Here is a 13,462-nt window from a genome sequence, read left to right as displayed (position 1 = left end):
CGTCCGTCGGTGCCGTGATGTTATGAACCGCGCATGCAACTCTCCTCGCCCTGCATCAAAGTCTGCGTGATCGACGGTCCGACCGATCTTTGCCTCGGTTGCGGCCGCACGCTGCCGGAGATCGCGAGTTGGGGCCGCATGAGCGAGGAACAGCGCCGCGCCACCATGGCGGCGTTGCCGCAGCGGATGAAGGACAAGGGACTTCCCGTCGTGCCGCAGCCCTAGCCGCGCTTGCGCCAGGCCGCCCGGTCCCGCTGCACGGCGCCGGCCATCAGGCGCGCGGCATCGTGCAGCCAGTCGTCCTCCTGCTTGGCCAGATGCTTGCGGATCCGCACCGCCGCGCCGCGCGTGCCGCGATGGATATTCGCGGTCTCCGCTCCCATCGCGTTCAGCACGTCGCGCCGTCCGGCCGCGTCGTCGATGTCGGAAAGCGCGATGCGCTCGCAATGCGGCGCCAGACGCCGCACGATCCAGTTGGTCTCGACGATCAGGAACGGGTCGTGCGGCCGGATCGCGCGTCCCACGATCTCGGCATAGTTGCCGCGCGCGTCCCTCGCACCATCCGTCCAGCAGCGCACCGACGGCCCGCGCGCCTTGGCTTCGCGCGCGACGAGGCTGCGGTCGAGTTCGCGCAGCGCCACGAAACGCGGCAACCCGAGACTGCCCGCGCCGGCCGTCCGCCGCTTGAAGGCGATCTCCGGCGCACCCTTGGGCAGATGTTTGAGCAGCAGCGCCTTGGCTTCGGGCGGCGGCTCGGCATCGTCGGCCTTCTGCAGCCGCTTCCAGAATTTGCGCGGGCTGTGGCGATCGCCCATCGCGATCTCGCGCAGCGAGCGGTTGCCTTCTTCCAGCACGAAGGGCCGCGCCTCGGGCGCCGCCATCGCCTTGGTATAGCCGTCGAGGATTTCGTTGCACGCATGCCGCGCGCCGATCGAAAGACTGCCTTCGTCGATCGCGATCAGCACGCTGGTCGCCAGCCGGATGAGGTCGGCGGCATAGGGCAGGGTGGTCGCCTCGTCGAAATCGTTCACGCCCCATACCAGCCGCGCCTCGCCGTCGCGCCAGGTACCGAAATTCTCCACATGCAGGTCGCCGATGCCGAGCACGGCCGGCGCCTCGGCAGCCTCCGGGCACAGTGCGGGCAGTTGCTGCGTCCACCGATAGTAAGTCGCGCGCAGGAAGCCGAAGGCGCTTTTGCGCATCACGTCGTGCTTGGCCTTGAGATCCTCGGGCACCAGCGGCACGGCTTTGCCCAGCCAGGTCTCGTAGCTTTGCGTCGCTTCGACGATGTCCATGGCGCGCCCTCGCTGGGCTGCCAGTCTAGCTCAAATCGCGTCGCTGAGCTTGTCGCGGCCGAGCGGCCAGGGCTCCAGCACGCGGCCGGCGATCGCGCCCAGCCAGTCCAGCCCTTCGCGCAGCTTCACATTCTCGCCGATCACGATGATGGCCGGCGCGTTGCCGGCCGCCGTCTCGCCGAGCCGGCCCAGCGTCGTGACCGTCACGGTCTGTGCACCGGTCGTCGCATCGGCCACCAGCGCCGCGGCTTCGTCCGCATCGCGGCCACCGGCGATCAGCTTGGCGGCGATCATGCCGATGGTCTTGCGCGCCATGTACAGTACCAGCGTCGGCGAGGCCTTCGCGACCGCGTCCCAGTCGAGATCCGGAATCTTGCCGTCCACGCCATGCCCGGTGATGAAGGTCACCGCATGGTTGGTGTCGCGATGCGTTGCCGGGATGCCGGCATAGGCCAGCCCGCCGATCCCGGCCGTGACGCCGGGCACGACGCGGAACGGCACGCCCGCCCGCACCAGCGCCAGCGCCTCTTCGCCGCCGCGCCCGAACACGAAGGGATCGCCGCCTTTCAGCCGCAGGACGCGCTTGCCCTTCTTGGCAAGCGACACCAGCGTGCGCGAGATATCCGACTGCCGGCACGATTTCACGCCGGCGCGCTTGCCGGCGAAGACCAGTTCGGCGCCCGGCCGCGCCAGCTTCAACAAGGTCTCGTTGATCAGCGCGTCATAGAGGATGACATCGGCACCCTGGATCGCATGCGCCCCCAGCACGGTGATCAGCCCGGCATCGCCCGGCCCGGCACCCGCCAACCATACCCAGCCGCGCTCGAATCCGGGCAGACCCAGCGCTACGGCAAGAGCGCGCGATTCGCTATACAGGGGCTCGGGAGCGGCCATTTCACATCACAGGCGTTGTAGGAGAGATTGTACCACAGCCGATGAACGGAAATAGCCGTCATTCCAGCGACGTCAAACAATTTTATTGCCGAATGCACACGCAACGGCCAAACCGGCGCTGCGTTAGACTAGGAACTCCAAGGAACGGACCCCGCATGACCGAAAAGACCGGAGAAATCGTGCGCGCCGCCGGCGAATATCGCTGCGAGCGCTGCCACAAGACGACCCATTTCGTGAAAGACGACGTCTTCAGCCTCTGTCCGCATTGCGGCTTCGACACTTTCGACATCTCCAATCCGCGGTTCGAGACAAAAGACGGCAAGCTCGGTCCCCACGAGCCGGAGCCCGACGGCACCTGAACCGGGGCCTCCTTCGCCGCACCTCCGTCACACCCTTGCCCTTACGGACCCAGCATGACCATCCGCACCGATCTCAAGCCCAACACCTTCGAATACGAGATGCAGCCCCTCGTCACGCAGAACGGCTTTCGCGAATATGACGCGCGCTGGCTGTTCGGCAAGGAGATCAACCTGCTCGGCGTCCAGGCGCTGGGCCTGGGCCTCGGCACTTATTTCCACGAGCTCGGCATCCAGCCGAAAGTCGTGACCGGCCACGACTATCGGTCCTACGAAATGTCGATCAAGCAGGCGCTGATCATCGGCATGATGCAGGCCGGTTGTGAGGTCGTCGATATCGGGCTCGGCACCACGCCGATGGCCTATTTCGCGCAGTTCGCGCTCGACTGCCCGGCGCTCGCCGTCGTCACCGCCAGCCACAATGAGAACGGTTGGACGGGCGTGAAGATGGGCGCCGCCCGGCCGCTCACCTTCGGTCCGGACGAGATCAAGCGCCTCAAGGCCATCGTGCTGGGAGAGGAAGGCAAGCCGCGCTCCGGCGGTTCCTACCGCATGGTGGAGAATTTCCGCGACGCCTATCTCGACGAGTTGACCAAGGGTCACAAGCTCTCGCGGCCGATGAAGGTGACGGTCGCGTGCGGCAACGGCACCGCGGGGCTGTTTGCCCCCGAAGCCTTGCGCCGGATCGGCGCCGAGGTCGTCGAGGCGCAATGCGACCCGGACTACAATTTCCCCAACTACAATCCCAACACCGAAGACCTCCACATGCTGGACGCCATGGCGAAGGCGCTGAAGGAGAACGGCTCGGAGATCGCACTGGGCTTCGACGCCGACGGCGACCGCTGCGGCGTGGTCGACGACAAGGGCGAGGAGACCTTCGCCGACAAGATCGGCGTGCTGCTGGCGCGCGACATGTCCGCCGCCCACAAGGACGCGAAATTCGTCGCCGACGTGAAGTCGACCGGCATCTATGAGATCGATCCGGTGCTGAAGGCGAACGGCGCCACCACCGATTACTGGATCACCGGCCATTCCTACATGAAGCGCCGTTGCCAGCAGATCGGCGCGCTCGCCGGCTTCGAGAAGAGCGGCCACTACTATCTGTGTCCGCCCTATGGGCGCGGCTATGACGACGGCATCGTCGCCGGCATCGCGGTGCTCGAGATGCTTGACCGTGCCAAGGGCAAGAAGATGTCGGACCTCGTCGCGTCCCTGCCCAAGACCTGGAGCTCGCCGACCATGGCGCCGTTCTGCCCCGATGCCGTGAAGTACGACGTCGTCGCGGCGATGGTGAAGGAATACACGGAGGCCAAGGACAAGGGGGAGCAGATCCTCGGCCAGAAGATCGCCAAGCTGGTGACCGTGAACGGCGTGCGCGTCACGCTGGAAGACGGCACCTGGGGCCTGGTCCGCGCCTCGTCGAACAAGCCGAGCCTGGTCGTGGTGGTCGAAAGCCCCAAGTCCGAGGCCAATATGCGCGGCATCTTCGCCGACATCGACGCCAGGCTGAAGAAGCACAAGGAGGTCGGCGAATACGACCAGAAGATCTGATCGTCGTGCTCAAATCCAGTGCAGCCCCAGTGCGTCGTACAGCATGCGCGCCGCGGTGATCGCGATGAACAGCGCGAAGATCATGCGCAGCGCCCGCTGGTCGGTGCGGTGCGCGATTTTCGCGCCGATCGGCGCCATGACATAGCTTACCGGCGCGATCAGCGCGAAGCCGAGCAGGTTCACATAGCCGAGCGAATAGGGCGGCAGATGCGCCGCGCTCCAGCCGCCGATGACGGCGCCCGCCGTACCGGGTATCGAGATGATCGCCCCGAACGCCGCCGCCGTCCCCACCGCGCGATGGATCGGCACGCCGCACAGCGTCATCGCCGGCACGCCGACCGTGCCGCCGCCGATACCCATCATGGTCGAGACGCCGCCGATCCCCGCCGGCAGCAGCAAGCCGCCGATGCCGCCCGGGAGATGATCCGCTATCCGTCGCGTCTCGCCCCACAAAGCGAGATGCACCGCCACCGGCAACGCCACGACCGCGAAGAACAGCGCCAAAGCCTGCCCCTTCGCCCAGCCGGCCAGGATGCTGCCGATAATCACGCCGACGACCATCGGCACGACCCAGCGCCGCAGCAGTGCCCAGTCGACTGCGCCCTTCGCGTTGTGGGCCCGCACCGATGAGATCGAGGTCGGGATGATGGTCGCCAGCGACGTGCCGACCGCGAGATGCATCCCGACATTCGGATCAAGGCCCAGGAGCGCCAGCACGTGGTAGAGGACCGGCACGACGACGATGCCGCCGCCGACGCCCAGCATGCCGGCCACCAGCCCGCCCGCGACGCCCGACATCAGCAAGCCGATGACCAGCGTGCCGAGCTCGCCGCCCGCGGCGGTCCTGAAGAATTCCATCGCCCATCCTGCGCCGAAGGCAACCAGTGAACCGGCATTCGCAGGCCGGCGCAAGCCGACACCCGCTGCGGGACGTCGTGCCTTCTTCTTGTGTTGCCGCGCGGTCTTGGCAAGCAGCGGCGTGGCGGATTGCGGTGGTACATTGGCGGTGCCGTCGGCGGCGGGCCCTTCGACGGACTTGCGATGAATGGAAAGTCGGTGCGAGGGCTGCTTCGCAGCATAAGCGACGAGCGCGGTGCTGCGGCCGAGCGCGGGGAAGGTCATCGCGCGGGCAGGGCCCGGCAGGCATCGTGGGATGTCCGGACCTCACGAATCCGACACGCCCTCGGCGCGGGCCGCTAGGCCGCGACCGGCTCGGCGCGCTTGAGCAGGGTCAGCGCGTCGCGCAGCGTCTGCACGTCGGCGCCCTTGCGTGTCGCGTTCTCGCTCAGATGCCGCCGGAAGAGGCGCGCGCCCGGCCTGCCATTGAACAGCCCCAGCATATGCTTGGTCATGGCGTTCAGCGGCGCGCCGTCATGCAGCTTGCGCGCGACATAGCGGAGATAGTCGTCCACGGCGGCATCGACATCGCGTGGCGCGCCGCCGAAGAATCGCGCGTCCACCTCCGCCAGCATCGCCGGCGTATGATAGGCTGCGCGGCCCAGCATCACCCCGTCGACATGGGCGAGATGCATCTCGGCCTGGTCGAGCGTGGCGATGCCGCCATTGAGCACGATGGTCAGCGTCGGGTTCTCGCGCTTCACGCGATAGACCAGCTCGTAGTCGAGCGGCGGCACGTCGCGGTTTTCCTTCGGCGACAGGCCCGCGAGCCACGCCTTGCGTGCGTGTACCGCGAACACCCGAGCGCCCGCCGCCGCGCAGGCTGCGAGGACCGCCCGCAGCGATGTCTCGGGATCCTGGTCGTCGACGCCCAGGCGGCACTTCACCGTCACCGGCACGGCGACGGCGGCACGCATCGCCGCGACGCAGTCCCCCACGAGATTTGGCTCGCGCATCAGGCAGGCGCCAAAACGTCCCGACTGCACACGGTCCGAAGGGCAGCCGACATTGAGATTGATCTCGTCATAGCCGAAATCCTCGGCCAGCTTCGCCGCCTCGGCCAGCCGCGCCGGCTCCGAGCCGCCCAATTGCAGTGCGACGGGATGCTCGCTCGCGTCGAACCGCAGCAGCCGCGCCCGATCGCCGCGCAGGACGGCCTCGGCGGTCACCATCTCGGTATAAAGCAGGGCGCGGCGCGTCAGCAGACGATGCAGCACCCGGCAGTGCGTATCCGTCCACTCCATCATGGGGGCAACGCAAAATGCATATCCCTGATCTTGCTGCATTATTTCGCTATATTCCAAAACTTGGACGTCGAAGTGCTCGCTTTCGTATCCGGAAATACGACCTGTTTCGCCACGCTTCAACGCCTGAGTGTGATGGATTTGTGCACGAAAAGAGCACTGCGATGGCCACGATCAAACAGTTATCATCAGGTCGCTTGCAGGTCCAAATTCGCCTTAGGAGACGCGAAGCGACGGAGACCTTTCTTCGGCACGACCATGCCCGCGAACGGGCAACGGAAACAAAAGCGAAAGTCGATCACGGTCGCGCGCCTTCCGGCTGCCGTGCCAAGATCTTCGGCGCTTTGACCGATTTGCCGAAGGCAGTCGGCAAGATGCCCGGCCGGTCGAAGAGCACGACAGCAAAAATGCTGCAGCAGAGGTTGGGCGCGCTTCAAAACCTTGCTGCGCCTGGCGACCGGCGATCGCTTCGGAACGGTAATCCGGTGGCGCCACAATTGGTTGCGGCACTGGGAAAGGTGTTGCGGCTATTCGCATAACCTTTGCGCATCCTGGCGCGAAGATCGGCGCTGATGACCACATTTGCGAGCATCTATGATGAAGGTTTCCACCATGGCAATTCCGCACGGCATAATGATCACCGCCCCGCCTTTGTCGGGAGTCGAAGATATCCTCACGCCGGAGGCACTTACTTTCATTGCCGATCTCGAACGGAATTTCGGCGCACGGCGCATTGCGCTGCTGGAAGCGCGCCGGACACGGCAAGCCACGTTCGATGCCGGCGGTCTGCCCGATTTCCTGCCTGAGACGCGCGCCATCCGTGAGGGGCAGTGGCAAGTCGCGCCGATCCCGAAGGACTTGCTCGATCGCAGAGTGGAGATCACCGGACCGGCGGACAGCCGCAAGATGGTCGTCAACGCCCTCAACTCCGGCGCGCAATCCTACATGACCGATTTCGAGGATGCGCTGGCACCCACCTGGCACAATGCGATCGGCGGCCAGATAAACCTGCGCGATTACTGGTTGGGCCGGATCGGCTTCACGGAGGAGGGCAGCGGCCGCAGCTATGACATTGCCGCCAAGCCGGCGACGCTGATCGTGCGGCCGCGCGGCTGGCATCTCGAGGAGGCGCACGTCGAAATCGACGGCAAGCCCATGTCGGCCGCTCTGTTCGATTTCGGGCTCTATTTCTTCCACAATGCCGCGGTCCAGCTTCGCCGCGGCACGGGACCTTATTTCTACCTGCCGAAGATGGAGAGCCATCGTGAGGCGCGTCTGTGGAACGATGTCTTCGTCCATGCCCAGGCGGCGCTTGCCGTTCCGCAAGGCACGATCAAGGCGACGGTGCTGATCGAGACGCTGCCCGCCGCCTTCGAGATGGACGAAATCCTGTTCGAATTGAAGGAGCACATCGTCGGACTGAATTGCGGCCGCTGGGACTACATCTTCAGCTACATCAAGCGGCTCGGGAAGAACCCCGCCTTCATCCTGCCGGATCGCGCCCAGGTCGTAATGGGCAAAGCGTTTCTCAATGCCTACTCGCTGCTGCTGATCAAGACCTGCCATGCGCGCGGCGCCTTCGCGATGGGCGGCATGGCGGCGCAGATTCCCGTGAAGGGCGACGCGGCGCTGAACGGAGCCGCCTTCGCGCGCGTCCGCGCCGACAAGGAGCGCGAGGCCGGCAACGGCCATGACGGCACCTGGGTGGCGCATCCCGATCTCGTCCCGGTGGCGATGGAGGTGTTCGGCATGCTGGCAGGCCCCAACCAGCTCGAGCGCAAGCGCCAGGACGTTAACATGGTGCGGGACGATCTGCTGGCGCCGCATGAGGGCGTGCGCACGCTGGAAGGTCTGCGCGAATGCTGCCGCGTCGGCGTTCAATATATCGAAGCATGGCTCGGCGGCCGTGGTGCCGTACCACTTTATAACCTGATGGAGGACGCGGCCACCGCCGAGATCTGCCGCGCACAAATCTGGCAATGGATCCACCATGGCGTGACGCTCGATAGCGGCGATACCGTCACCGCCGATCTGTTCCGCGCCATTCTCACAGGGGAAATGGAGACGCTTCGCCTGTCGCTCGGCGAGTCGCGGTGGGACGGCGGTCACTTCGCCGCGGCCATCGCGCTGTTCACGCAGATGGCGACCGCCGCGGATTGCGCCGAATTCCTCACCCTTCCGGCCTACCGGCGGCTGCTCGAAGCCGGCGGCTGACCGGACTGCGGTGCGGCTGCAACACTGGACGAAGGTTTACGCGAAGGCGGGCCGAGGTCTTGTGAAAGCGTGATGTCATGTTAACGTCACCTGCCTGCGTTGTTGGCGAGGTGAGTTGACTGTGCTGCAGACAACCACAGGACTGGGTGTACCACGCTTCCGGACCGAAGATGCGGGAGCTTGCCGCGAATACATCATGGCGACGACCGGTACGCACCGCTTCGAGATCGCGCGCAAGTCCAGTCTTCTCGATTTCGTTCACCAGGAATGCTCGATCGGCCGGATTTCGCTGCACTGCGTTGATCTGAGCACGACCGACGGCTTTCGCATCAGCAAGACCGACGCGGCATCCTATTACTCCTTCCAGTTTCCGTTGGACGGCGAATGCCGGCTCGACGGTTCGTTCGGCAGCGTGATGGCCGGCCCCGGCGACGTCTTCGTGCTCGATCCCGATCAGCTCACGCGGGAGTTCTGGCCCGGCCGGTGCCTGCAATTCCTCATGCGCGTCGACCGCGAAGTCATCGAGCAGGCGGTGGCCGCCGAGCTGGGCAAGAGCCTGACGCGGCATCTGGTGTTCGAGCCGATCATGCGCGATCCCGGCATCTCGTCCTGGCTCGGCTACGTCACCGGCGCCATCCGCAGCGAGAGCGCCGCAGTGCTGACCGACCGGCGGGTCACCAGGAGCCTCGAGCATACGCTGGTCACGATGCTGCTGGCCGGTCTGCGCCACAGCGAGTCCGAAGATTTCGCTCGTCCAGGGCCGACCGCCGCGCCTTATTACGTCAAGCGCGCCGAGACCTATATCCGGGCGCATCTGCGCGACGAGCTGACGGTCGACAAGATCGCGGCGGTGGCGGGCGTCAGCGCGCGGTCGATGTTCTACGGCTTCAGGCGCTGGCGCGATGCGACGCCGATGGCCTATGTCCGCAATGTGCGGCTCGATATCGCCCGCAAGGAACTCGAGAAAGGCCGCACGACCGGCGCAACGGTCAGCCAGGCAGCGATCAATGCGGGGTTCTCCAATTTCAGCCAGTTCTCCAAGATTTACAAAGCCCGGTTCGGCGAGACTCCGTCGGCCACCTTGATGGGTACCTGAATCCGGGTGCCGGCAAGCCGCTGTCCCTTTCTTGTCTCCTGTCCGCAAGCTTTTGTATGTGGCTGCACCTATATAGGGCGGCCGGTTTGATGGACGCCGCCTGCAATTTCACGGGCAACGCGCTTTTGCTAGCGTCGCATATTGCCGGGGTGCCGAACGCAGGCAGGCGACCCAGGCATCGTGTCCGGAGGCTGTCATGAACGCCCAATCCAAGATGCCGCTTCTCGCGCCCTATCCCGAGCTGGGCGAGGCTCCGATTCCCGTCGAGCCGTACCTGTCGCAGGACTATTACGACAAGGAGATCGAAAAGATCTTCCGGCGCGACTGGCTGGTCGTCGGGCGCGAGGAAGAGATCGCCAAGCCGGGCGACTACAAGGTCAAGCGGCTGGACTTCGCCCGCACCTCCGTCATCCTGATCCGCGGCAAGGACGGCAAGATCGGCGCCTTCCACAATGTCTGCCGCCACCGCGGCAACAAGGTCGTGACCGAAACCGGCGGCGAGGAGACGCTCGGCAGCAACAAGGCCGCGGTCGTCACCTGCCGTTTCCATGGCTGGGTCTACAATGCGAAGGGCGAACTGGTCGACGTGCCGCAGCAGCAGAAATTCCCCGCCTGCTTCGACCGCGCCGAAAACGGCCTGATCCCGATCCATGTCGACAGCTGGGCTGGCTTCATCTTCATCAATCTCGCGGAGACGCCGTCCAGGACGTTGACCGAGTTCCTCGGCGGCGTCGTCGAGCATTTCGACGGCTATCCGTTCGACGACATCACGCACTGCCACACCTACTACGCGCACATAAACTGCAACTGGAAGACCGGCATGGACGCCTTCTGCGAGGGCTACCATGTGCCGACGATCCATGCCGGTTCTTTCCCCGGCCTGACCGATTACTGGCAGGGCGATGTCGCGTTCAACGGCGAGCACCGCAGCATCGCCTTCTATTCGAACGGCATGAATCCGCCGACGCCGGTGGGCACGGCGGCAAACGCGCTGTTCGGCGCGTCGATCGCCCTGGCGCGGGACGAGCCGTTTCCGCTTCCCAAGCTGGTCAATCCCGGCCGCCATCCCAATTGGGGCTTCGAGCAGACGACGGTGTTCCCGAACTTCCTGATCCATGTTGGCGCCGGCCTGTGGTTCACGCATCAGTTCTGGCCGGTCGCTCAAGGCAAATGCCTCTGGGAAGGCAAATATTATCTCAAGGCGCCGAAGACCAATGCGCAATACTGGGCGCAGCGCTATGCCGTGATCCTGCAGCGCAATGCCTGGCTGGAGGACACGGCGACCATGGAAGACACGCAGGAGGCGCTGCTGTCGGGCGTGCTGAAGCAGATGAATCTTCAGGATGACGAGATCATGCTGCGCCACCAGTTCCATATCGTGAACGGAAGGGTGAACGGCGAATGACGGGGACTGCTGTGATGACGGGGATATTGCCGCAGGAATTCGCCGAGCTTCAGCCCTTCGCCGGGAAATGGGCCAAGCCGACGGAATATGAGAGGGCCGCCGAGCGCCGCAGCGCGACGCCCGAACAGCTCAAAGCCTTTTACGATGCGATCCTTCTTCGCCTGCCCGACATTCTCGAACGGATCGACCGTTATCCGCTGGGCGAAGTCACGGGCGGTGACCGTCTGCTGCTTCACATGGCCCTCTCTTTGGCGGAGATCGCGCCGCATGTGGAATTCTACAAATCAGACCCGCATGTGCCGTTTGCCTTCAAGGAGGAACGCATGTTCGGGATGCATAGCGGGATCGCAGATTGACCGACCGCGTCATGCCGTCCGCCATGGATGAACTCGGATCGAAAAAGGCTTCGCAAGGCATGGTTGCGCTGTGCCGGACGGACGACGTGCCGGACGAAGGTGGCTTTCGGGTCGAATTGGAGGGGTTGGAGGCGCTGGCGGTGTTCCGCTCCGGCGGCGAATATTTCGTGACGGACGACGAATGCACGCATGGCAACGCCTCGCTCTGCGACGGGGAGGTCATCGGCGAGGAGATCGAGTGTCCGTTCCATCGCGGTACGTTCAATCTGCGGACCGGGGAGCCGACATCTTCGCCCTGCACCATCGCGCTCAGGACCTATCGGTCGGAAATCCGCGATGGCGTCGTCTATGCCGAGATCGCCCGGCCGGGCACGCGCTGAATCGCCGGCCGGCGTTGCGGCGCCGCCTTCTTTGCAGACAGGGGACAGACGGTGCGGTTGCTGTCTAGAGCCGGTGCGCCGCGGCATGGTCGGGTCGGATGGCATCCTCCGAAAAGGTCGCGCATGTCCATCTCGAGCCTTGCCTATGTCGGCCTGAACGTCGCCGATGTCGGCGCATGGACACGGTTTGCGGTCGACATCGTCGGCGCGCAGGACGCCGGCGACGGTGCCGGCGGCGAACGGCAGTTGCGCCTGGACGGGCGGGTCTGCCGGCTGGCGCTGCACGACGATGCCTCCGACGACCTGGCCTATGCCGGCTTCGAAGCGCCGGACGAGGCGTCGGTCGCCGCGCTGGCGGCCGCCTTGCGGGCGAAGGACATCGCGGTCCGCGCGCTGACGGCGGCGGAAGCGGACCGGCGCCATGCGCAAGGCGGCATCGCGGTGCGCGACCCCGATGGCCTGGCGGTCGAAATCGTCCACGGCCTGCGCGAGACGTCGATGCCGTTCCGGTCGCAGACGGGTGCGGCCTTCGTCACCGGCGCGCAGGGCCTCGGCCACATCGTCATCTCCGCGCCGGACGTCGCCCGCAGCCTCGAATTCTACCGAACGCTGGGATTCAAGGTCAGCGATTACATCGAGACCTCGCTGGGGCCCGGCACCCATGTGAATCTGGTGTTCCTGCATTGCAATGCGCGCCACCACACGCTTGCGCTGCTGCCCCTGCCGACGCCCAAGCGGCTCAACCATCTGATGTTCGAGGTCGCAGCGATCGATGGCGTGCTCGAGGCCTATTACCGCGCCCAGCGAAGCGGCTTTCCGATCGTCCGCCACATGGGCCGGCATACCAATGACCGCATGCTCTCCTTCTACGCGCGGACGCCGGCGGGGTTCGACGTCGAATATGGCTGCGACCCGATCCATGTCGGCGCCGACTGGGCGGTGCGGACCTACGACGCCATCAGCCTCTGGGGCCACGAGGCCTGAGCCCGCCGCTCAGAACAGGCCGGGATATTGCCCGCCATCGAGCAGGAGGTTCTGTCCCGTGATGTAGCCGGCGTGCTTGCTGCACAGGAAGGCGCAGGCGGCGCCGAACTCGTCCGGCTGGCCGAAGCGGCCGGCCGGGATCTGCCGGCCGGCGTCGGCGCGGAAATCCTCATAGTCGATCTTCCGCGCCGCCGCGAATTTCCGGTGGTTCGACCGCAGCCGATCGGTGTCGAACTGGCCCGGCAGCAGATTGTTGAGCGTGACATTGTGGGCGGCGACGTCGCGCGCCACGCCGCCGACGAATCCGGTGAGACCCGAGCGCGCGCCGTTCGACAGGCCCAGCAGGCCGAGCGGCTGCTTCACCATATGGCTGGTGACGTTGACGATGCGGCCGAAGCGCCGCGCGATCATGCCGTCGATCGTCGCTTTGATGAGCAGGATCGCCGACAGCATGTTGGCGTCGAGGGCCTTGATCCAGTCCTCGCGCGACCAGCTGCGGAAATCGCCGGGCGGCGGGCCGCCCGCATTGTTGACTAGGATGTCCGGCTGGGGGCAGGCCGCAAGCAGGGCGCCGCGGCCGTCTTCCGTGGTGACGTCGGCCGGCACCGCGTGGACCGTCCCGTGCGTCTCCGCTGCGATCTCGCCGGCAGCCCGTTCCAACCGCGCCTTGTCGCGCGCGGCGATCCAGACGACGACGCCCTCGCGCGCCAGCGCCGATGCGGCGCCGCGGCCGAGCCCGGCGCTGCCGCCGCACACGATGGCGGTGCGGCCTGCTATTCCAAGATCCATG

Annotated in this window: 15 protein-coding genes; 10 read left to right on the top strand and 5 right to left on the bottom strand. The window is 65.6% G+C overall.

Annotated elements, in window-relative coordinates:
- The first annotated feature begins 33 nt into the window (after positions 1-33).
- The gene (locus tag WDM91_12070) at positions 34-225 is read left to right on the top strand and encodes a DUF1289 domain-containing protein (GenBank protein MEI9995324.1); all 192 of its coding nucleotides are present in this window, start codon (positions 34-36) and stop codon (positions 223-225) included.
- On the opposite strand, the gene WDM91_12065 is transcribed toward WDM91_12070, so the two are convergent.
- A complete protein-coding gene (locus tag WDM91_12065; protein ID MEI9995323.1) occupies positions 222-1,295 on the bottom strand; it encodes a DUF2252 family protein in 1,074 nt (357 codons plus the stop codon). The two genes, WDM91_12070 and WDM91_12065, sit on opposite strands and share 4 nt — an antisense overlap.
- Before the next feature lie 30 nt (positions 1,296-1,325).
- Positions 1,326-2,189 (bottom strand): uroporphyrinogen-III C-methyltransferase, encoded by an 864-nt coding sequence (gene cobA, locus WDM91_12060; GenBank protein MEI9995322.1) that lies wholly within the window; start codon positions 2,187-2,189, stop codon positions 1,326-1,328.
- Between the two features lie 155 nt (positions 2,190-2,344).
- On the opposite strand from cobA, the gene WDM91_12055 reads away from it, so the two are divergent.
- Both WDM91_12055 and WDM91_12050 read left to right on the top strand, forming a co-directional pair.
- Positions 2,345-2,548, top strand: a complete 204-nt coding sequence (locus tag WDM91_12055) for a hypothetical protein (protein ID MEI9995321.1) — start codon at positions 2,345-2,347, stop codon at positions 2,546-2,548.
- 54 nt (positions 2,549-2,602) lie between these two features.
- Positions 2,603-4,096, top strand: a complete 1,494-nt coding sequence (locus WDM91_12050; protein MEI9995320.1) for a phosphomannomutase/phosphoglucomutase — start codon at positions 2,603-2,605, stop codon at positions 4,094-4,096.
- A 9-nt stretch (positions 4,097-4,105) separates the two neighbouring features.
- On the opposite strand, the gene WDM91_12045 is transcribed toward WDM91_12050, so the two are convergent.
- Together WDM91_12045 and dusA are read right to left on the bottom strand one after the other, a co-directional pair.
- The gene (locus WDM91_12045) at positions 4,106-5,218 is read right to left on the bottom strand and encodes a sulfite exporter TauE/SafE family protein (GenBank protein ID MEI9995319.1); all 1,113 of its coding nucleotides are present in this window, start codon (positions 5,216-5,218) and stop codon (positions 4,106-4,108) included.
- A gap of 74 nt (positions 5,219-5,292) precedes the next feature.
- A complete protein-coding gene (dusA, locus tag WDM91_12040; GenBank protein ID MEI9995318.1) occupies positions 5,293-6,240 on the bottom strand; it encodes a tRNA dihydrouridine(20/20a) synthase DusA in 948 nt (315 codons plus the stop codon).
- A gap of 14 nt (positions 6,241-6,254) precedes the next feature.
- Here dusA and WDM91_12035 point away from each other — a divergent pair, with 14 nt between their 5' ends.
- The 7 genes from WDM91_12035 to WDM91_12005 all read left to right on the top strand — a co-directional run bounded on the left by WDM91_12035 (position 6,255) and on the right by WDM91_12005 (position 12,672).
- A complete protein-coding gene (locus WDM91_12035) occupies positions 6,255-6,776 on the top strand; it encodes a hypothetical protein (GenBank protein ID MEI9995317.1) in 522 nt (173 codons plus the stop codon).
- A 73-nt stretch (positions 6,777-6,849) separates the two neighbouring features.
- Positions 6,850-8,451: a malate synthase A gene (gene aceB / locus WDM91_12030; GenBank protein ID MEI9995316.1), complete on the top strand. Its 1,602-nt coding sequence runs from the start codon at positions 6,850-6,852 to the stop codon at positions 8,449-8,451.
- Between the two features lie 196 nt (positions 8,452-8,647).
- Positions 8,648-9,547, top strand: coding sequence for an AraC family transcriptional regulator (locus tag WDM91_12025; GenBank protein MEI9995315.1), 900 nt, complete (start codon positions 8,648-8,650; stop codon positions 9,545-9,547).
- Between the two features lie 196 nt (positions 9,548-9,743).
- Positions 9,744-10,952 (top strand): aromatic ring-hydroxylating dioxygenase subunit alpha, encoded by a 1,209-nt coding sequence (locus WDM91_12020; GenBank protein ID MEI9995314.1) that lies wholly within the window; start codon positions 9,744-9,746, stop codon positions 10,950-10,952.
- Positions 10,949-11,308, top strand: a complete 360-nt coding sequence (locus tag WDM91_12015; GenBank protein MEI9995313.1) for a hypothetical protein — start codon at positions 10,949-10,951, stop codon at positions 11,306-11,308. The genes WDM91_12020 and WDM91_12015 overlap by 4 nt, the downstream gene beginning before the upstream one ends.
- A complete protein-coding gene (locus WDM91_12010) occupies positions 11,305-11,688 on the top strand; it encodes a non-heme iron oxygenase ferredoxin subunit (GenBank protein MEI9995312.1) in 384 nt (127 codons plus the stop codon). Before WDM91_12015 ends, WDM91_12010 begins: the two co-directional genes overlap by 4 nt.
- Before the next feature lie 123 nt (positions 11,689-11,811).
- Entirely contained in the window at positions 11,812-12,672 is an 861-nt protein-coding gene (locus WDM91_12005; protein MEI9995311.1) for a VOC family protein, read from the top strand.
- 9 nt (positions 12,673-12,681) lie between these two features.
- Here the strand turns inward: WDM91_12005 and WDM91_12000 are convergent, their stop codons facing one another.
- Positions 12,682-13,461 (bottom strand): SDR family oxidoreductase, encoded by a 780-nt coding sequence (locus WDM91_12000; protein ID MEI9995310.1) that lies wholly within the window; start codon positions 13,459-13,461, stop codon positions 12,682-12,684.
- Between the last annotated feature and the right edge of the window lies 1 nt (position 13,462).

The organism is Rhizomicrobium sp. (assembly GCA_037200385.1).
Lineage (GTDB): Bacteria > Pseudomonadota > Alphaproteobacteria > Micropepsales > Micropepsaceae > Rhizomicrobium.
This window is presented reverse-complemented; position numbering and strand designations above follow the sequence as displayed.

What these genes read in the sequence shown, in the direction of transcription:
- WDM91_12070 (MEI9995324.1), top strand. Translation starts at nt 34, where the DNA reads ATGCAACTCTCCTCGCCCTGCATCAAAGTCTGCGTGATCGACGGTCCG.
- WDM91_12065 (MEI9995323.1), bottom strand. Translation starts at nt 1,295, where the DNA reads ATGGACATCGTCGAAGCGACGCAAAGCTACGAGACCTGGCTGGGCAAA.
- cobA (MEI9995322.1), bottom strand. Translation starts at nt 2,189, where the DNA reads ATGGCCGCTCCCGAGCCCCTGTATAGCGAATCGCGCGCTCTTGCCGTA.
- WDM91_12055 (MEI9995321.1), top strand. Translation starts at nt 2,345, where the DNA reads ATGACCGAAAAGACCGGAGAAATCGTGCGCGCCGCCGGCGAATATCGC.
- WDM91_12050 (MEI9995320.1), top strand. Translation starts at nt 2,603, where the DNA reads ATGACCATCCGCACCGATCTCAAGCCCAACACCTTCGAATACGAGATG.
- WDM91_12045 (MEI9995319.1), bottom strand. Translation starts at nt 5,218, where the DNA reads ATGACCTTCCCCGCGCTCGGCCGCAGCACCGCGCTCGTCGCTTATGCT.
- dusA (MEI9995318.1), bottom strand. Translation starts at nt 6,240, where the DNA reads ATGATGGAGTGGACGGATACGCACTGCCGGGTGCTGCATCGTCTGCTG.
- WDM91_12035 (MEI9995317.1), top strand. Translation starts at nt 6,255, where the DNA reads ATGCATATCCCTGATCTTGCTGCATTATTTCGCTATATTCCAAAACTT.
- aceB (MEI9995316.1), top strand. Translation starts at nt 6,850, where the DNA reads ATGGCAATTCCGCACGGCATAATGATCACCGCCCCGCCTTTGTCGGGA.
- WDM91_12025 (MEI9995315.1), top strand. Translation starts at nt 8,648, where the DNA reads ATGGCGACGACCGGTACGCACCGCTTCGAGATCGCGCGCAAGTCCAGT.
- WDM91_12020 (MEI9995314.1), top strand. Translation starts at nt 9,744, where the DNA reads ATGAACGCCCAATCCAAGATGCCGCTTCTCGCGCCCTATCCCGAGCTG.
- WDM91_12015 (MEI9995313.1), top strand. Translation starts at nt 10,949, where the DNA reads ATGACGGGGACTGCTGTGATGACGGGGATATTGCCGCAGGAATTCGCC.
- WDM91_12005 (MEI9995311.1), top strand. Translation starts at nt 11,812, where the DNA reads ATGTCCATCTCGAGCCTTGCCTATGTCGGCCTGAACGTCGCCGATGTC.
- WDM91_12000 (MEI9995310.1), bottom strand. Translation starts at nt 13,461, where the DNA reads ATGGATCTTGGAATAGCAGGCCGCACCGCCATCGTGTGCGGCGGCAGC.